The organism is Nocardia sichangensis, assembly GCF_047200615.1.
GTDB lineage: Bacteria > Actinomycetota > Actinomycetes > Mycobacteriales > Mycobacteriaceae > Nocardia > Nocardia sichangensis.
In genome coordinates this window covers 191,487-209,205 of sequence record NZ_JBJZOK010000011.1, presented here as the reverse complement: position 1 = coordinate 209,205, position 17,719 = coordinate 191,487, and the positions used below count along the sequence as shown (strand labels likewise).

At 69.9% G+C, this 17,719-nt stretch carries 15 protein-coding genes; 8 read left to right on the top strand and 7 right to left on the bottom strand.

Translation table 11 applies throughout. The features are described 5' to 3' along the window. Positions 1-166 precede the first annotated feature (166 nt). Together treZ and ACL03I_RS18040 are read left to right on the top strand one after the other, a co-directional pair. Positions 167-1,906, top strand: coding sequence for a malto-oligosyltrehalose trehalohydrolase (gene treZ, locus ACL03I_RS18045; protein ID WP_379255674.1), 1,740 nt, complete (start codon positions 167-169; stop codon positions 1,904-1,906). 113 nt (positions 1,907-2,019) lie between these two features. Then, positions 2,020-3,270, top strand: a complete 1,251-nt coding sequence (locus ACL03I_RS18040) for a serine hydrolase domain-containing protein (RefSeq protein ID WP_412806515.1) — start codon at positions 2,020-2,022, stop codon at positions 3,268-3,270. A 460-nt stretch (positions 3,271-3,730) separates the two neighbouring features. Here ACL03I_RS18040 and ilvA read toward each other — a convergent pair whose 3' ends face one another. Both ilvA and ACL03I_RS18030 read right to left on the bottom strand, forming a co-directional pair. Beyond that, positions 3,731-5,086 carry a threonine ammonia-lyase IlvA gene (gene ilvA / locus ACL03I_RS18035; protein ID WP_355078312.1) on the bottom strand — a complete coding sequence of 452 codons (1,356 nt, stop codon included), beginning with the start codon at positions 5,084-5,086 and terminating at the stop codon, positions 3,731-3,733. 75 nt (positions 5,087-5,161) lie between these two features. Beyond that, positions 5,162-5,596 carry a nitroreductase family deazaflavin-dependent oxidoreductase gene (locus ACL03I_RS18030; RefSeq protein ID WP_355078311.1) on the bottom strand — a complete coding sequence of 145 codons (435 nt, stop codon included), beginning with the start codon at positions 5,594-5,596 and terminating at the stop codon, positions 5,162-5,164. 88 nt (positions 5,597-5,684) lie between these two features. Between ACL03I_RS18030 and ACL03I_RS18025 the strand changes: the two genes are divergently transcribed. After that, positions 5,685-5,918, top strand: coding sequence for a hypothetical protein (locus tag ACL03I_RS18025; RefSeq protein WP_355078310.1), 234 nt, complete (start codon positions 5,685-5,687; stop codon positions 5,916-5,918). Between the two features lie 93 nt (positions 5,919-6,011). After that, on the top strand, positions 6,012-7,304 hold the full coding sequence (locus ACL03I_RS18020) for a DUF2235 domain-containing protein (RefSeq protein ID WP_355078309.1): 1,293 nt from the start codon (positions 6,012-6,014) through the stop codon (positions 7,302-7,304). Here the strand turns inward: ACL03I_RS18020 and treY are convergent. The 3 genes from treY to ACL03I_RS18005 form a co-directional block, all read right to left on the bottom strand. Further along, on the bottom strand, positions 7,197-9,605 hold the full coding sequence (gene treY / locus ACL03I_RS18015) for a malto-oligosyltrehalose synthase (protein ID WP_356967888.1): 2,409 nt from the start codon (positions 9,603-9,605) through the stop codon (positions 7,197-7,199). The two genes, ACL03I_RS18020 and treY, sit on opposite strands and share 108 nt — an antisense overlap. A gap of 35 nt (positions 9,606-9,640) precedes the next feature. Next, positions 9,641-11,761: a glycogen debranching protein GlgX gene (gene glgX / locus ACL03I_RS18010; RefSeq protein WP_412806514.1), complete on the bottom strand. Its 2,121-nt coding sequence runs from the start codon at positions 11,759-11,761 to the stop codon at positions 9,641-9,643. Between the two features lie 394 nt (positions 11,762-12,155). Beyond that, positions 12,156-13,091, bottom strand: a complete 936-nt coding sequence (locus ACL03I_RS18005; RefSeq protein ID WP_412806513.1) for a bifunctional helix-turn-helix transcriptional regulator/GNAT family N-acetyltransferase — start codon at positions 13,089-13,091, stop codon at positions 12,156-12,158. Between the two features lie 166 nt (positions 13,092-13,257). On the opposite strand from ACL03I_RS18005, the gene ACL03I_RS18000 reads away from it, so the two are divergent. Next, positions 13,258-14,538, top strand: coding sequence for an adenosylmethionine--8-amino-7-oxononanoate transaminase (locus tag ACL03I_RS18000; RefSeq protein ID WP_412806512.1), 1,281 nt, complete (start codon positions 13,258-13,260; stop codon positions 14,536-14,538). Between the two features lie 4 nt (positions 14,539-14,542). Here ACL03I_RS18000 and ACL03I_RS17995 read toward each other — a convergent pair whose 3' ends face one another. Continuing rightward, positions 14,543-14,914, bottom strand: a complete 372-nt coding sequence (locus tag ACL03I_RS17995) for a cupin domain-containing protein (protein WP_412806511.1) — start codon at positions 14,912-14,914, stop codon at positions 14,543-14,545. 61 nt (positions 14,915-14,975) lie between these two features. Between ACL03I_RS17995 and ACL03I_RS17990 the strand changes: the two genes are divergently transcribed. Then, on the top strand, positions 14,976-15,458 hold the full coding sequence (locus tag ACL03I_RS17990) for a MarR family winged helix-turn-helix transcriptional regulator (RefSeq protein ID WP_356967743.1): 483 nt from the start codon (positions 14,976-14,978) through the stop codon (positions 15,456-15,458). On the opposite strand, the gene ACL03I_RS17985 is transcribed toward ACL03I_RS17990, so the two are convergent. Continuing rightward, positions 15,445-15,840: a hypothetical protein gene (locus ACL03I_RS17985; protein WP_355078303.1), complete on the bottom strand. Its 396-nt coding sequence runs from the start codon at positions 15,838-15,840 to the stop codon at positions 15,445-15,447. The two genes, ACL03I_RS17990 and ACL03I_RS17985, sit on opposite strands and share 14 nt — an antisense overlap. A gap of 59 nt (positions 15,841-15,899) precedes the next feature. On the opposite strand from ACL03I_RS17985, the gene ACL03I_RS17980 reads away from it, so the two are divergent. Together ACL03I_RS17980 and bioD are read left to right on the top strand one after the other, a co-directional pair. Beyond that, positions 15,900-17,048 (top strand): 8-amino-7-oxononanoate synthase, encoded by a 1,149-nt coding sequence (locus ACL03I_RS17980; protein ID WP_364430546.1) that lies wholly within the window; start codon positions 15,900-15,902, stop codon positions 17,046-17,048. Then, the gene (gene bioD, locus ACL03I_RS17975; RefSeq protein ID WP_355078301.1) at positions 17,045-17,719 is read left to right on the top strand and encodes a dethiobiotin synthase; all 675 of its coding nucleotides are present in this window, start codon (positions 17,045-17,047) and stop codon (positions 17,717-17,719) included. Before ACL03I_RS17980 ends, bioD begins: the two co-directional genes overlap by 4 nt.

Sequence of the window (17,719 nt, the reverse complement as noted above, 5' to 3'; positions counted from 1 at the left end):
TTCCGCGCCTTTGCGGTCCTCTGCTCGACCCGGCCCCAGTGGCTGCACGGGACCGAGGGAAGCGGCTCCGGCCAGCCGGTCAGGAAGCCGGGACCGTACGCGCCGCTGCGCCTGAGACTGGTGTCCGTATCGGGCGGACCGGGCGTGCCCGTGGGATGCTGGCGCGGTGACTGTGTTCGAAGTCTGGGCACCGCGGCCGGAGTCGGTGCGACTGGATCTGGAGGGTGTCGTCCATTCGATGACGCGGTCGCCGGATGGGTGGTGGCGCGCCGACGTGCCCGCCGCGAACGGCGCCAGGTACGGCTTCCTGCTCGACGACGATCCGACCGTGCTGCCCGATCCCCGCTCGCCGCGCCAGCCCGACGGCGTGCACGCCCGCTCGGCGCTGCACACCCTCGATCCGGCGGGGTGGACCGATGCGGCGTGGACCGGTCGGCCGCAGGCCGGGGCGGTCTACTACGAACTGCACATCGGGACCTTCACCCCGGAAGGCACCTTCGACGCCGCGATCGAACGGCTCGACCACCTGGTCGGGCTGGGCGTCACCGTGGTCGAAGTGATGCCGGTGAACGCCTTCGACGGCCCGCACAACTGGGGCTACGACGGCGTGCTCTGGTACGCGGTGCAGGAGAGCTACGGCGGGCCCGACGGCCTGCAACGATTCGTGAACGCCTGTCATGCCCGCGGGCTCGCGGTCTGCCTCGACGTCGTCTACAACCACCTCGGCCCGTCCGGGAACTACCTGCCGCGCTTCGCGCCCTACCTGACCGAGGGCCGCAACACCTGGGGGCAGAGCCTCAATCTCGACGGCCCGCAGTCCGATCACGTGCGCGGGTACGTCATCGACAACGCGGTGCGCTGGCTGCGTGATTTCCACATCGACGCGCTGCGCTTGGACGCGGTGCACGCCCTGGTCGACCGCACCGCCACCCACCTGCTGGCCGAACTCGCCGTCGCGACCGAGCGCCTGGCCACCCACGTCCGCAGGCCGCTGACGCTCATCGCGGAGAGCGATCTCAACGATCCGAAGCTGATCACCCCGCGCGCGGCGGGCGGCTACGGCCTGACCGCGCAGTGGAACGACGACCTGCACCACGCCGTGCACACCGCGGTCTCCGGTGAGCGGCAGGGCTATTACGCGGACTTCGGTTCCCTGCGCTGCCTGGCCCACACGTTGAAGCACGGGTTCTTCCACGCCGCAACGTATTCCAGTTTCCGTGGCCGCACGCACGGCCGCCCGATCGATCGCAGCCTGATCCCGGGCAGCGCGCTGCTGGCCTACACCTGCGATCACGACCAGATCGGCAACCGGGCGCTTGGCGAGCGCCCGAGCGCCTATCTCACCGACGGCCAGCTCGCGATCAAGGCCGCCCTGGTGCTGTGCGGACCGTTCACGCCGATGCTGTTCATGGGGGAGGAGTGGGGCGCGCGCACACCGTTCCAGTTCTTCACCTCGCACACCGACCCGGATGTCGCCGCCGCCACCGCATCCGGGCGCAAGAAGGAGTTCGCCCAGCACGGCTGGCCCGAGGGCGAGGTGCCCGACCCGCAGGATGTGAAAACGTTCCTGCGCTCCAAACTCGATTGGACGGAAGCCGACGAGCCGGGCCACGCCCGGCTGCTGTCGTGCTATCGCGCCCTGCTCGCCCTGCGCCGCGATCGTGCGGAGCTCAGCGATCCCTGGTTGACCCACGTTTCGGTGGACTACGACGAGTCCGCGCGGTGGATCGTCGTGCGCCGGGGCACACTGGCCCTGGTGTGCAACCTCGGCGAGGACCAGGTCGCGGTGCCGATCGCGGGCCTTCCGCTGCTGTCCTGGGAATCCCCGACGATCGGCCGTTCCGCCACAACCGTTCCCGGCCACTCGTTCACCCTGCTGGAGACGGCGCCGCCCGGCCCGCGCTGAGCGCGTGGAACCCCAGCTCGCGGCGGCCTTTCGAGCACTCGCCCGGTAACGGGCGTACAACTGTCCGAGACAGGTACTTTGCCGGAATCGTCCCATGCCATTACCGTGGAGAGATGAGCAACGTCGCTTCCGGGGACTTTGCGGTTCTTCCCCCGGGGATGGGTGGCAGCGCTGCCGCCGAATTCGCACCGTTCGTGCGCGCTTTCGCACGGGCGTTCGGCAATCGCCGGGGCGCGGGGGCGGCGTTCACGCTGCACCGGCACGGAGAGCCGCTGGTGGACATCTGGGTCGGCTCCGGCGGTGACGTTCCGTGGACCAGGGACACCGGCACGATCATCTTCTCGGCCACCAAGGGGATCGCGGCCACCGTCGTGCACCGTCTCGCCGACCGCGGGTTGCTCGACTATTCCGCTCCGGTCGCGGAGTACTGGCCGGAGTTCGGCGCCAACGGCAAGCACAAGATCACCGTTCGTCATCTGCTCACCCACCGGGCGGGACTGTCCGCGCTGGCCCCGATCGCCACCGGCGGCCTGGCCGACGTGCTGGACCACGAACTCATGGAACAGCGCCTGGCCGCGGCCAAGCCCGACCGCCTGCTCGGCGTGCCCACCTACCACGCGCTCACCTTCGGCTGGCTGGTCGGAGGCTTGACGCGCGCGATCACCGGCACCGGCCTCGGCGAGCTGATCCGCACCGAGGTGGCCGAGCCGCTCGGCATCGAAGGGCTCCACTTGGGCAGGCCGCCCGCCGGTGCGCCGCTCACCTACGCCCCGCTGTCGGGCACCCAGCTGAGTGCGCTCGGAAAGCCGCTCGGCGCCGCGGTTCTCGGCCGTAGCCACCGGATTCCCGGCGCGCTGGGTGCCGCCACCCGCTGCCTGTTCCTGCCCGGTCTGGAAGGCATCCTCGAGGGCGTCAGCCCGCCGATCCTGGACACCGAACTCGGTGCGGGCAACGGTGTGGCCACCGCGCCGGCACTGGCCACCATGTACGGCGCGCTCGCGGGCGACGGCACCGTGGCCGACCACAGGTACCTCGGCCGCCGCACCATGAAGGCGCTGCGTCGCGTCGAGACCTACCAGCCCGATCGCGCGCTGTTCTACCTGCCGATGATGTGGCGTCTGGGCTACCACTCGCTGCCGATGCCGGGCGCCCACGCCGGGTTCGGGCACATCGGCCTCGGCGGCTCCTTCGGCTGGGCCGAACCCCGGCTGGGCCTGTCGGTCGGCTTCGTGCACAACCGACTCTCCGTCGCGCAGCTCAGCTACGACCAGTCGGCGGCGTTCTGGTTGCTGCCGCTCATGCTGAACTGCCTGCGTTCGTCCCGCCGCCGGATCCCGGCCGCGCAGACGCCCAAGGCCGCGTGACGCGTCGAGTTTCGGCTGCGCAGACGCGTAAGGCCACGTGGCACGTCGGATCCCGGCTGCGCGGAGGCCCGAGGTTGCGTGACGCGTCGGATTTCGGCTGCGCAGACGCGTAAGGCCACGTGGCACGTCGGATCCCGGCTGCGCGGAGGCTCGAGGCTGCGTGGCATGTCGGATTGCGGTCGCGCGGAGGCCCGAGGCTGCTTGGCACGTCGGATCCCCGCTGCGCGGAGGCCCGAGGTTGCGTGACCGTCGGATGCTGGCTGCACAGACGCCCAAGGCCACGTGACACGTCGGATCCCGGCTGCACAGACGCCCAAGGCCACGTGACACGTCGGATCCCGGCTGCGCGGAGGCCCGAGCGTGACATGTCGGATTGCGGTCGCGCGGAGGCCCCAGGCTGCGTGGCAGTCGGATACCGGTCGGTCAGACGCCCGAGGCCGCCTGACCGCCGGAGTCGGGCTCAGGTCAGGTAGCGGTAGGCCGGTGAATCGGGCTCGAGGCGCTCGCACTGGATCGGGGAGTGGTGCATCCGTTCCAGCAGCGGCGCCAGCCCGTCGGGGGCGCCCAGTTCGATGCCGACCAGCGCCGCGCCCGTCTCCCGGTTGTTGCGCTTGACGTACTCGAACAGCGTGATGTCGTCTTCCGGGCCGAGCACCTCGTTGAGGAAGCGGCGCAGCGCGCCGGGTTCCTGCGGGAAGTCCACCAGGAAGTAGTGCTTGAGCCCGCTGTGCACGAGCGAGCGCTCGATGATCTCGCCGTAGCGGGAGACGTCGTTGTTGCCGCCGGACACCAGGCACACCACCGTGGAGCCCGGCTCCACGGTGATCTCCGCCAGCGCCGTCGTGGTGAGCGCGCCCGCGGGCTCGGCGATGATGCCCTCGCTCTGGTACAGGTCGAGCATGGTCGTGCAGATCGCGCCTTCGTCGACCTGCATCATCTGGAAAGTGCCCGCGCCCCTGGGGGATTCGGTGGTGGTCAGCAACGGCAGCGAGGCGTGCGAAACCACGCGCCCGCCGAATCCGGACACCGCCGCGTACGGCACGGCGCCTACCCGGCGGACCGCGGCGCCGTCGACGAACGGATCGATCTCCGGCAGCGTGACCGGGCCGCCCGCCACCAGAGCCGCGGTCATCGAGGCCGCGCCCGCGGGCTCCACGCCCAGGATGGCGGTGCGCGGGGATCGGGCGCGCAGGTAGGTGCCGATGCCCGCCAGGCAGCCGCCGCCGCCCACGGGCACGATCACCAGGTCAGGGGTGGTGGGGAGCTGTTCCAGGATCTCCGCGGCGATGGTGCCCTGACCGGCCGCGGTGCGGGTGTCGTCGAACGGCGGCACCATGGTCGCGCCGGTGCGCTCCACGTCGGCGGCGGCGGCCGCGGCGGCGGCGTCGTAGGTCTCGCCGACCGCGATGAGCTCGACGAACTCCCCGCCGTGCACCCGGATGCGGTCACGCTTCTGCTTCGGCGTCGTGGTCGGCACGTAGATACGGCCCTTGATCCCCATCGCCTGGCAGGCGAACGCGACGCCCTGCGCGTGGTTGCCCGCGCTGGCCGCGACCACGCCGGCGGCGCGTTCCCGCTCGGTCAGCTGGACCACGAGGTTGTAGGCGCCGCGCAGCTTGTAGGAGCGGACCGCGCTGAGATCTTCGCGCTTCAGATAGACGTTCGCCCCGGTCAGCTTGGACAGCCGCTCGCTGCGCTGTAGCGGGGTCGGATCAATGACGTCGGCAATTCGCTTGGCGGCAGCGTCGATCTCGTCCGCGGTGAGGGCGGGACGAGAAGCGGTCAGTGCGTCGAGGACATCAAGCGGATCGGACACCCCGAATATGCTGCCACCCGCCGCGGCGGCGAGCTGCGGCGGGTGGCGGTGACACGCGGGCTACCTGCGCAGAAGCTACTGCGGGGTGAGAACGAAGACGGGGATCTGACGATCGGTCTTGGTCTGGTAGTTCGCGTAATCCGGCCACACCTCGACCGCGCGCTCCCACCACTGCGCCTTCTCGTCGCCGAACACCTCGCGGGCGGTGTAGTCCTTGTTGACCGTGCCGTCGCGCAGTTCGACGTGCGGTTCGGCCTTGATGTTGTGGTACCAGACGGGATGCTTCGGCGCGCCGCCCAGCGAGGCCACCACGGCGTACTCGCCGTCGTGCTCCACCCGCATCAGCGGCGTCTTGCGCAGCTTGCCGCTCTTCGCGCCCTTGGTGGTGAGCAGGATGATCGGCACACCTTGCAAGGTCGCGCCCTCGGTGCCGCCGGAGTTCTCGTACTTCTCGGCCTGTTCGCGGGCCCAGTCGGATGTACTCGGTTCGTATTCACCTGTCAGTGGCATATCTGCGGCAACGCCGCGGCGATTACTTGTGTTCCCGGCGACAAAAAGTTCGCTGGCCCGAACTTCCAATTCCGACTACCCTGAGGAGATGGCGGTCGTTCACTCTTCGGCGCGCGGCACCACGATCGACATCGCGGGTAGCGCGTGGCCGGTATACAAGCTCGACGCACTGGTCGTCGGCTTGGTGACCTGCCTCGTCCTGGCCCTGATCACCGGATCGCTGCAACTCGCGGTACTCGTCGCGGCAGCGCTCGGCGCGGCGCGGTGGCTGATCGGCATGGCGGTCGCGGGTCTCGGCGAGGGGCCCGGCGGCACGCCGTAGCGCGCCCCGCATTAACGCTTCCCCGCCGCAGGCGATGAATTCGAGTAGTCGAATACGCGGGTTTCGGTGGGATGCCGGCGGGAGGATCAGCGCATGAAACGTCTGGTTGTGTGTTGCGACGGCACCTGGAAGGCCGAATCGAGCAGCACGGTTTCGAACATAGTCAAGATCGCGCAGACGATCCGGTTCGATGCGCCCGGACCGGCGGGGGAGACGATCCAGCAGTGGGTCACCTACGTCTCCGGCCCAGGTGCCCGCGGATTCCTCAGCGATCGCCTGATGGGCGGCGCCTTCGGACTCGGACTCGAGGCTAACCTGTCGTCCGCCTACTGGCATCTGGCCTTGAACTGGGAGAAGGGCGACGAAATCTACATCTTCGGCTTCAGCCGCGGCGCCTTCACCGCCCGCAGCCTGGCCGGCCTGATCAACCGTGTCGGGATCATGACCCCCGAAGCGATGATCGAAGGCAAGTACCCCGACGCCCTGAACATCTATCGGCAGCGACCGCCCGCGCCGACGCGGGAGAACCCCGATCCGGCCGAGCCCGAGCAGTGGCAGGAATTCCGCCGGAAGCATTGTCACCGAGCGAAGATCGATTTCCTCGGCGTGTTCGACACTGTCGGCGCGCTCGGCGTCCCTGGCATCACCTCCCTGCGGCACCGCTTCCACGACGTCAAACTCTCCCGGCACGTGCACTGCGCCCGCCAGGCGCTGGCCATCGACGAGCGGCGGCGCAACTTCGAACCGGCCGTGTGGGAGGTGCCGGTCGAACCGACGGTGAAGTACCGGCGCGGCTTCGAGCGAGTCAAGCAGGTGTGGTTCCCCGGCGTGCACAGCGACATCGGTGGCGGCTACACCGAATGCGGCCTGTCCGACATCACGCTGCAGTGGATGGTCCGGGAGGCGGAGTCGGTCGGGCTGGCCTTCGACCGGGACCGGCTGGCGGCGCTGTCGAAGCGCTGCGACCACACCGACGGCGACCACATGCGGCTGCACGATTCCCTGAGCATCGGCTACCGCGTCCTGAACGTGGTTCGGACGCTGCGTAATCCGCGCAGTCGCCGGTTCCACTGGGATTCCTGGCGCCGGATGTCCATGCCCACCGATCAGGGCGTGCGGTTGTCCGCGAGCGCGCAGGACGCGCTGGACTACCATCCCGCGAATCTGCGACGCTGGCGCGAAGAACTGGGCGGTGTGATCCCGGAAGCGGCTTTCGAGCAGATCCGCGGGGTGTTCTCCAAGAAACTCGAGCAGGCGGGCGCGCCCGTGCCCGAGCCGTCAGCGCACCAGCAGCGCGACCGGCAGCCTGGCGAACATCTTCTCGAGCCTGGCCCGGCCCTGGAAGGTGTGGCCGGTCAGCCGGTCTGTCCAGCTGCCCGCGGGTAGGTCGATGAACGTGTCGCTCCAGCCGGTCTCGGCCAGGCTCACGCTGTGGCGGGTGGCGGCGACGATGACCTCGGGGGCCTCGCCCGCGCGGCCGCGGGCGTAGGACACCACCTTGGACGCGTGGTCGCCGGTGGCGAACAGCGGCCGGTACGTGCCGCCGACGAAGCATTCGGGACGTTCGCGGCGCAACCACAGCGCGTAGGCGACGATCCACATCTTCGCCGCGCCGGTGGTGTCCAGCGCGGGCGTGCCGGTGAGCGATTGCAGCATGCCCGCACGGGCGGCGAAGTCCACCGGCCTGCGGTTGTCCGGGTCGACGAGGGAGTCCTCCCACAGCTCGCAGCCCTGGTAGACGTCCGGGATGCCCGGCCCGCACAGCTGTAAGAGCTTCTGCGACAAGGCGTCCGACCAGGCGTGCGGGGCCAGTTCGTGCACCAGGTCGCCGAGTTCGGAGCCCACCGGGCCATCGATCACCGTGTCCAGCCACGCGTGCACCGCGGCCTCGAACTCGGCGTCCGGCTCCTCCCAGGAGGTCTTGCTGTTCGCCTCCCGCATCGCCTTCTCGGCGAACGCGTGCACACGCTCACGCAGGCCGGGCACCGATGCGGCCGGTCGCCCGTCCGCGGGCCACACCCCGAACATGTTCTGCAGCAGGAACAACGCCGTCGCACCGTCCGGCGCGGGGGCGGTCTCCAACCAGGAGTCGACGTTGCGCGCCCAGGTCTCCGCGGCCTGGGACAGCACGCCGATGCGGGCGCGCACGTCCTCCCCGCGCTTGGTGTCGTGCGTGGACAGCGTCGTCAGAGTGGCGGGCCAGCGTTGCGCGCGCTGGCTGTTGGACAGGTGGAACTCGTTGAGCGAGTGGCCGAAGCGCGCCGGGTTGCCGCCGACCTCCTGCAACGAGACCAGCCGCGCGGCCTGATAGAACATGGTGTCCTCGACCGCCTTCGCGGTCACCGCGCCGCAGACCTGGCTGAAGCGCATCGCCGCGGCCCCGTCGGCGGCCAGCGCCGCGACCAGGACCGCCAGCGGCGCGGTGAGTTCGCTGTTGCGCTTCTCCACCTCGGCGATCACCGCGCCCGTCATCCCGGACAGCGGCGCGTAGTCGGCCCGGTAGACCGGCATGAACGCCAGCACCTCGATGGTGGCGTTGGTCAGCGCCATGGTGTCGAAACTCTCGGCGTTCGCGTCCTGTTTGATCGCGGCCACCAGCCGCCGGACCTCCGGCGTCAGAATGGTTTCCGCGACCGCGCGCTTGATCCGGTGTTCGGTCTCGCCGATCCAAGCCCGGTCGCTGCCGTGCCCGGCCACCCGGCGCGAGAGTTCGGTGAGCGCGTGCTCCCCGCGCGGATCGATCAGCACGCCGCCGAAGTCGGCCAGCGCCTCGTAGCCGGTGGTGCCGTCGATGGGCAGCGTCGCGTCCAGCGGCTCGCGGTTGGCCAGGATCTTCTCCACCAGCAACAGCCGGTGCGGGCCGATCAGTCTGCGCAGCCGGGTGAGGTAACCGGCGGGATCGGCCAGACCGTCCGGATGGTCGACCCGCACGCCGTCGATCAAGTCGTGCTCGCACCACGCGGCGAGCTCGCGGTGGGTGAGCTCGAAGACCTCCGGGTTCTCCTGACGGATCGCGGCCAGGCTGCTCACCGCGAAGAAACGCCGATAGGTGCACAGCCCGGCCTTCCAGCTCACCAACCGGTAGTGCTGTTTGTCGTGGATGCGCAGGGCGTTGTCGCCGTCGGTGCCGGGCGCGATCGGGAAACGCAGATCGTGCAGCGCGAGCATCGGCTCGGCGCCGGTGCGGTCCACGGTCAGGGCGGCCGGGTCGTTCTCGCTCTGCAACACCGGCAGCGCCAGCCTGCCGCCCGCGCCGTTGCCGGGGCTCCAGTCGATGTCGAAATACGGCGCGAACCGCGACTCCTGGCCATTCCGCAGCACGTCCCACCACCAGGCGTTCTGTCGCGGATCGGCGACGCCGACGTGATTGGGCACCAGGTCGACGATCAGTCCCATGCCGCGGCTGCGCACCTCGTCGGCGAGTGCCTTGAGCCCCGTCGGCCCGCCGAGGGCGGCGGAGACCGTGGTCGGGTCGGTGACGTCGTAACCGTGCGTCGAACCGTGCGCCGCGGTCAGGATCGGCGACAGGTACAGGTGCGAGATGCCCAGCTGCTGAAGGTATTCCGCGATGGCGCGGGCCTCGGCGAAGGTCAATGCGTCCGGTCGCAGCTGTAGCCGGTAGGCGCTGCGGATCGTCGTCTGGCGGGCGGGCTTGCGTCGGAGGGACACCGGGTCGGTCACGTGCATCTCGGTGGGATCGGGTGCGTTCATCGGCATTCGGGTCAGGCGGCCTGGCGGAGGACGAGGAGACAGCGAGCTTCGATGGTGACGGCCGCGCCGCCGGGATACCTGGCGTCGGTCATGCCGGTCGGGGTCGAGCAATCCAGTGCCACCGACCATTCCGCGCCGTCGCCGGTGCTCGGTAGCACGAAGTCGATAGCCGCGTCGTGGGCGTTGAAACACAACAGGAACGAGTCGTCGGTGATCCGCTCGCCTCGCGGGCCCGGCTCGGGGATCGCCTCGCCGTTGAGGTAGACCGCCAGCGACTTGCCGAATCCGCTGTCCCAGTCCGCCCCGGTCATCTCCTCGCCGGACGGGGTGAGCCAGGCGATGTCGCGGGCGTTGTCCGCCGAACGGACCGGGCCGCCCGCGAAGAAGCGACGGCGCCGGAAGACGGGGTGCCGGGTGCGCAACGCGACCACCGCGCGGGTGAACTCCAGCAGATCGGCGTTCTTCTCCCGCAGCGACCAGTCCATCCAGGCCAGCGGCGAGTCCTGGCAGTAGACGTTGTTGTTGCCGTGCTGGGTGCGGCCCATCTCGTCGCCGTGCGCCAGCATCGGCACACCCTGGCTGAGCATGAGCGTGGCCAGCAGGTTGCGGCTCTGCCGGTCGCGCAGGGCGAGGATGTCCTGGTCGTCGGTCGGGCCTTCGACACCGCAGTTCCAGGAGCGGTTCCAGCTCTCGCCGTCGCGGTTGTCCTCGCCGTTGGCCGCGTTGTGTTTCTCGTTGTAGGACACCAGATCCCGCAGCGTGAACCCGTCGTGCGCGGTGACGAAGTTGATGCTCGCGCTCGGCCTGCGGCCGGTGGCCTCGTACAGGTCCGAGGAACCGGTGAGCCGAGAGGCGAACTCGCCCAGCGTCGCCGGTTCGCCGCGCCAGTAGTCCCGCACGGTGTCGCGGTACTTGCCGTTCCACTCCGTCCACAGGCCGGGGAAATTGCCCACCTGGTAGCCGCCCTCGCCGACGTCCCACGGTTCGGCGATGAGTTTGACCTGGCTCACCACCGGATCCTGCTGCACCAGGTCGAAGAACGTCGACAGCCGGTCCACGTCGTGCAGTTCCCGCGCCAGCGTCGCGGCCAGATCGAAGCGGAAGCCGTCGACGTGCATCTCCAGGATCCAGTAGCGCAGGGAGTCCATGATCAGCTGCAAGGTGTGCGGGTGGCGCACGTTGAGACTGTTTCCGGTGCCCGTGTAATCCATGTAGTGCGACGGATCGTCGTCGACCAAGCGGTAGTAGGCGGCATTGTCGATGCCGCGGAAGCAGATCGTGGGGCCGTTGTGGTTGCCCTCGGCGGTGTGGTTGTAGACGACGTCGAGGATCACCTCGATGCCCTCGGCGTGCAGCGCGCGCACCATCGCCTTGAACTCGGTGACCGCCGACCCGGCGCGATCCATCGTCGCGTACTCGCTGTGCGGCGCGAGGTAGCCGAAGCTGTTGTAGCCCCAATAGTTCCGCAGTCCCTGGTCCAGCAGCACGCGGTCCTGCAGGAACTGGTGCACCGGCATCAGTTCGATCGCGGTGACCCCCAACCCCTTCAGATGGTCGACGACCGCCGGGTGCGCGATGCCGGAATAGGTGCCGCGCAATTCCTCGGGCACCTCGGGATGCGTCATCGTCATGCCCTTGACGTGCGCCTCGTAGATCACCGTCTCGTGGTACGGCCGGTTGGGCGGCCGGTCGGCGCCCCAGTCGAAGTACGGGTTGATCACCACGCCGGTCATGGTGTGGCCGAGCGAGTCGAGCCCGTGGGTGTAGAGCGAGGGGTGATCGTCGAAGTCGCCGTCGAAAGCCTTGCCGTACGGATCGAGCAGCAACTTGCTCGGGTCGCAGCGCAACCCCCGGTCGGGGTCGTATGGGCCGTGCACGCGGAATCCATAGCGCTGACCAGGGTCGATTCCGGGCAGGTAGGCATGCCAGACGTACCCGTCCACCTCGTCGAGCGCGATCCGGTTCTCGGCTCCGTCGGCGTCGATCAGGCAGAGTTCGACCGCGTCGGCAACCTCGGAGAACACCGAGAAATTGGTGCCTGCGCCGTCGTAGGTGGCCCCGAGGGGATAGGCGGTGCCGGGCCAGACACCCAGAGGTGCCGCGTCACCGGGCGCTGCGTCGGGCTGAGCCATGGCAACGACAGTAGCGTCAGCCGGGCGTCCAGCGGTGCGGGTGGTTGTGGGTGACCGGATCGAACGAGGTCGGAGGCATTTTTCGCGCCATCGGGGAATGGTGCGAGCACCGAGCACGGCCCGCGGTGGCAACGCCGCGCAGTCTCGCGGCACAGCACGGGCGAACGGACCCAACGCCGCGTCGGCCTTGCCCCGAGCGGGGCGCGCGGTGGTCGCGAGCTCATCCGTAGCGGCGGTTGCGGTGACGCGAGCCCTCGCCGGACGCGTCCGAGGTGCCGCGGCACGCGGTGCGTCGATACGGATCACTGACAGCGACGGGCCGTGTGGTGCTCGACATAGCGGAAGCGCATGCGACCCGGCGCATCGTGCAGCGGCTCGTGAGCGGGCGCGCGGCTCACTTCGCGGATGTGAGCGACCGCCGCCAGGTCTGGCCGACCAGGTCGTGCCCCCAGCTGTGATGCGGGCTCTGGTCGACGAGCTCGAATCCCGCGCGCTGGTAGACGCGCCGCGCGGCGGTGAGCACGTCGTTGGTCCACAGCACGATCTCCCGGTAGCCCGCCGCCGTGGCGAAGCGCAGGCATTCGTCCACCAGCGCCGAGCCGACGCCGAGACCGCGGACGGTCGGCTCGACCAGGAGCAACCGCAGGCGCGCGGTGGTGTCGTCCTCGCGAACGCAGAAGACGCTGCCCACCGGGCGGCCGTCGGATTCCGCGATCCAGGCGCGCTCGCGCTGCTCGTCGCGGGAAGTCAGATAGTCGGCCACGATGCGCACGATCAGTTCCTCGTAGGTCGCGTCCCAGCCGTATTCGTTCGCGTAGAGCTCCGCATGACGCTGGATCACCCAGCCGTAATCGCCGGAGCCCGGGCGTCGCAGCGAGAAAGCAGGTGCGTCTGCGGGCCGGTCCAAAATCTGCTGAATGGTTCGCATCGCCGTGATCAGGCGCGCGCGGGTCGCTTGCGGCTGCGCGTCGAGCAGCGCGCCCACTTCGTCACTGGAGCGCTGATCGAGCGTCGCGAAGATCTCCCTGCCCCGGTCGGTCAGCCGGACCTCCTGGCGGCGGCCGTCGCTGCCGGAGCGGTTGCGCCGCACCAGGCCGGACTGTTCGAACCGGGCCAGAATGCGGCTGAGGTAGCCCGCGTCGAGGTCAAGGGCGTGCCGGAGCGCGACCACTTCGGTGGCGTCGGAGGCGGCCAGCTCGAACAGGATCCGCGCCTCGGTGAGCGAGTAGCGGCTGTCGTGCAGTCCCTCGCGCAGCACGCCGATCACGCGCGTGTAGTGGCGGTTGAACTCGCGGACGGCGGCGATGTCGGCGGGCGCGGCAGCGGTCACGGCGGCTCCAATCTTTGACTTTGTCAAAGAATATTCCGCCGCGTCGCCACCGGGTAGGGAAACGGCCGAACTCGGCCCACCCTTGCGGGCCCCGCCTGCTCGGCTGCTAACTTGAACGGTGTTCAAGCCGCCCAGGGGAGACCCGGGCCGTGACGCGAGGATTCCTGTGGCACTGACCCCCGACCAGATCACCGCCCTCGACGCCGAGCACGTCTGGCATCCGTACGGCGGCTTCCCCGCGACGACCGAACCGCTGGTGGTGGCCGCCGCCGCGGGGACCAGGCTGACCCTGGCCGACGGACGCGAGCTGGTCGACGGCATGAGTTCCTGGTGGGCCGCCATCCACGGTTACCGGCACCCGGTGCTCGACGCCGCGCTGGTCGACCAGTCGCGGCGGATGAGTCATGTGATGTTCGGCGGCCTCACCCACGAGCCGGCGGCCCGGCTGGCCGAGCTGCTGGTCGAATCGACACCGGCCGGGCTGGACAAGGTGTTCCTGTGCGACTCGGGCTCGGTGTCGGTCGAGGTCGCCGTGAAGATGTGCCTGCAGTACTGGCGTTCGCTGGGTAAGCCGGAGAAGCGGCGGCTGCTCACCTGGCGCGGCGGCTACCACGGCGACACCTTCACGCCGATGAGCGTGTGCGATCCCGAGGGCGGCATGCACTCGCTGTGGACCGACATCCTGGCGAATCAGCTGTTCGCTCCGGTGCCGCCGAGTGAGTACCACCCGGAATACGCGGCGGAACTGGAGCGCATGATCGCCGCGCACGCGGGCGAACTCGCGGCGGTCATCGTGGAGCCGATCGTCCAAGGGGCGGGCGGGATGCGCTGGCACCACCCCGGCTATCTCGCCGACCTGCGCCGGTTGTGCGACGAGCACGGGGTGCTGCTCGTCTTCGACGAGATCGCGACCGGATTCGGCCGCACCGGAACGCTTTTCGCGGCCGACCAGGCCGGGGTGAGCCCGGATGTGATGTGCGTGGGCAAGGCGCTGACCGGCGGTTACCTCACCCTGGCCGCCGCGCTGTGCACCACGCGGATCGCCGAGACGATCAGCGCGGCGCACGGCGGGCTCATGCACGGCCCCACGTTCATGGGCAACCCGCTGGCTTGCGCAGTCGCCGTCGCGTCGATCGAGTTGCTGCGCTCACGCGACTGGCGCGGCGAGGTGACCCGGATCGAAGCGGAGCTGGCTGCGGGCCTGGCCCCGGTGCGCGAGCTGCCGGGCGTGGTCGAGGCCCGTGTGCTCGGTGCGATCGGTGTGATCGAGCTGGACCACCCGGTCGACATGCGCGCCGCGACCGACGCCGCGGTGGCGGCCGGGGCGTGGCTGCGTCCGTTCCGCAACCTCGTCTACACCATGCCGCCGTTCATCAGCACGTCCGGCGACATCGCCACGATCACCGCCGGGATGCACGCCGCGGTCGCCGCGCAGATCGGCCGGTGACCGGTCAGGCGATCCAGGGCGGGACTATGGTGCCGTCGCCGTCCGGTGTGCCTGCGCGCGCTCCCGCGGGGGCGGTGACGATGGCGGTGAAGCCGTCGCCGGTGCGCACCTGTCGCAGCACGTTCGGCGGGAGGATCACCGTATCCCCCTCGGCCGCGGTGAGTTCCGTGCCGTCGAGCGTGACGTCGAGCCGTCCGGCGAGGACGGTCCAGATCTGCTCGGCGTCGATGAAGTGCAGCGGTCCCGCGGTGTCGGCGGGCACCTCGACCCGCCACAGCGCGAGTCCGGAGCCGCCCTGGGTGGGGGAGGCGAGCGTGGTCATGACGCCGCCAGGGGTTTCGGTGCGGCGGGTGTCGGAGTGTCGGATGACGGTCATCGGGCTACCACCTCTATAATAGACAACATGGTTGTCTATATAGTCAACGAGGTTGTCCATCATGTCAAGTGACAGGGGTGGCTATGAGCTGCCGCTGCGCATGCTGCTCGGCTTCCGGGCTGTGATCGACGAGGTGCACGCGGATCTGGCCGAGCACGGTCACGCCGAGTTGCGGCCGATGCACGGCTTCGTCTTCCAGGCGATCGGCCGCGCGGGCGGGCCGCACGGTTGCACGGCCGCCGACCTGGGGCGCGCGCTCGGTGTCTCGAAACAGGCCGCGGGCAAGCATATCGAGGCGTTGGAGCGGCTGGGCTACCTTCGCCGCGGGCACGATCCGTCCGACGCGCGGCGCAAGGTCTACACGCTCACCGAACGCGCCGATGACGTGCTGACCCGATCGGCGCGAACGTTCGACCGGATCCACGATCGCTGGGCGGAACTGCTCGGCGCGGATCGGCTGGCCGAACTGGAGCGCGATCTGCGCTCGCTGACGCCCGGCGAGGTGTTCCGGCTGGATACGCCGAACTGGTTCACCGGTCCGTGAGCCGATCGGACGAATTAGGGCGGCCGTCGGCGAGGTCGGGACGATCGCTGTCGGACAGCATCTCCCACACCCGGAAGATGCAGTGGTAGTCGTCCGACCAGCCGCGCACCATCAGTAGATAGGTGTCACCGTCGCGGAGCACGACGCGGCGACCGCGCAGCTTGGGATGCTCCGGGGTGTAGGTGGGCAGCACTCCGGCCAGTTTCGCCAGCGCTTGTGCGCGCGTGCCGACCACTTCCGTCAGGATTCGGGGTGACCAGCGCTTGTGATCGCCCGAGCCCGTTGTTTCCTCGACGACTATCGCCCACCGCGGCATCCGGCCGTGTACCTCCCGGTGCAGCTTGTCACCGCGGGCCGGTGACACCACCAACGATGGGCTCAACGGTACCAGCGGACCTGCGGGAGAGTGCCCTGAACGGTGTTCAAGTATGCTTCGGAGCTGTGACTACCGATCCGTTGAGCTGGTTGGACGAACGCGCTTCCGCGCGCGTGGCCGCGGGACTGCGCCGCGAGCTGCGGCCGCGCGCCCCGCAGGCGCCGTCGATCGATCTCGCCTCCAACGACTATCTCGGCCTGGTGCGCCACCCCGAGGTGATCGAAGGCGCGATCGAGGCGGTGCGCCGCTGGGGTGCGGGGTCGACCGGGTCGCGGCTGGTCACCGGCACCACCACCGAGCACGAACTGCTGGAGACCGAGTTGGCCGAATTCGTCGGCGTCGAAGCGGGACTCGTATTCGCCTCCGGATACGCGGCCAACCTCGGCGCGGTGACCGCGCTGGCCGGGCGCGGCTCGCTGGTGATCTCCGACGCGGGCAGCCACGCCTCGCTGGTGGACGCGTGCAGGCTCTCCCGCGCCAGGGTGGAGATCGCGCCGCATCGCGACGTCGCGGCGGTGGAGCGGCTGCTGTCGGAGCGCGTCGAGGAACGTGCGCTGGTGCTCACGGATTCGGTGTTCAGCGCCGACGGCGATCTCGCGCCGTTGACCGAACTGCACCGGGTGACCAGGGCCAACGGGGCGGTGCTCGTGGTGGACGAGGCACACGGCATCGGTGTGCGCGGGGCGGGCGGACGCGGGTTGGCGCACGAGTCGGGCCTGGCGGGGGCGCCGGATCTGGTGATCACCGCGACGCTGTCGAAATCCCTTGCCGCGCAGGGCGGTGTGGTGCTGAGCAGTGGCCGGGTGCGCGCCCACCTGATCGACGCCGCGCGCACGTTCATCTTCGACACCGGTCTCGCGCCCGCCGCCGTCGGCGCCGCGCGGGCCGCGTTGCGGGTGCTGCGCGCCCAGCCGGAGCTGGCCGAGCGGGTGCTGGCGCGCGCCGCGGACATCGCCGGGATCGCCGGTGTGCCCGCGCCGCCTTCGGCGGTGGTGTCGGTCGTGCTCGGTCCGGCGCAAGTGGCCTTCGACGCCGCGCAGGCGTGCCGAGCGCACGGGCTGGACGTTGGCTGCTTCCGTCCGCCGACGGTTCCGGAAGGCACGTCGCGACTGCGCTTGACCGCGCGGGCGAATCTCACACCGGCCGAACTCGACTCCATCGCGACGGTGCTCGGCGAAGTGCTGGCGCAGGCGCGAGAGGCGGTGCCGGCATGACCGTCCTGCTGATCACCGGAACCTCCACCGATGTCGGCAAGACCGTCGTCACCGCGGCCGTCGCCGCCGCGGCGATGGCGAACGGCCGTTCGGTGGCGGTGTGCAAGCCGGGCCAGACCGGTGTCGCGGTGGGCGAACCCGGAGACCTCGCGGAGATCCAACGGTTGTCCGGCGTCACCCGCACGCTCGAACTCGCCCGCTACCCGGACCCGCTGGCGCCCGACACCGCCGCCCGCCGGGCCGGGCTGCCGGAGCTGACACTCGCCGAGACCGCCGCCGCCGTCGATTCCCTGACCGACGCCGACCTCGTCCTGGTCGAGGGCGCGGGCGGATTGCTGGTGCGCCTAGGCGATTTCACCCTGCTCGACCTCGCCCAGAAACTCGGCGCGCCCGTCCTGCTGGTCACCGCGGCCGGGCTGGGGACGCTCAACCACACCGAACTGACCACCCGCGCACTGCAATCGGCGGGCGTGCGGTGCCAAGGCCTGGTGATCGGCTCTTGGCCCGCCGAACCGGATCTCGCCGCCGAATGCAATCGCATCGACCTGCCGCGCGTCAGCGGCGTCGACCTGGTGGGTTCGGTGCCGCAAGGCGCGGGCGGCTGGGAGCGTGCGCGATTCATCGCCGCCGCCCCGGGTTGGTTCGAGCCCGCCTGGTCGCCTTTCCGCTGA

Excerpts from the sequence above, each read along its gene's own strand:
- bioD (WP_355078301.1), top strand. The coding sequence starts at position 17,045 with ATGACCGTCCTGCTGATCACCGGAACCTCCACCGATGTCGGCAAGACC.
- ACL03I_RS18030 (WP_355078311.1), bottom strand. The coding sequence starts at position 5,596 with ATGCCACTGACAGGTGAATACGAACCGAGTACATCCGACTGGGCCCGC.
- ACL03I_RS17995 (WP_412806511.1), bottom strand. The coding sequence starts at position 14,914 with ATGACCGTCATCCGACACTCCGACACCCGCCGCACCGAAACCCCTGGC.
- ACL03I_RS18020 (WP_355078309.1), top strand. The coding sequence starts at position 6,012 with ATGAAACGTCTGGTTGTGTGTTGCGACGGCACCTGGAAGGCCGAATCG.
- treY (WP_356967888.1), bottom strand. The coding sequence starts at position 9,605 with ATGCACGTGACCGACCCGGTGTCCCTCCGACGCAAGCCCGCCCGCCAG.
- ACL03I_RS18025 (WP_355078310.1), top strand. The coding sequence starts at position 5,685 with ATGGCGGTCGTTCACTCTTCGGCGCGCGGCACCACGATCGACATCGCG.
- ACL03I_RS18040 (WP_412806515.1), top strand. The coding sequence starts at position 2,020 with ATGAGCAACGTCGCTTCCGGGGACTTTGCGGTTCTTCCCCCGGGGATG.
- ACL03I_RS17990 (WP_356967743.1), top strand. The coding sequence starts at position 14,976 with ATGTCAAGTGACAGGGGTGGCTATGAGCTGCCGCTGCGCATGCTGCTC.
- glgX (WP_412806514.1), bottom strand. The coding sequence starts at position 11,761 with ATGGCTCAGCCCGACGCAGCGCCCGGTGACGCGGCACCTCTGGGTGTC.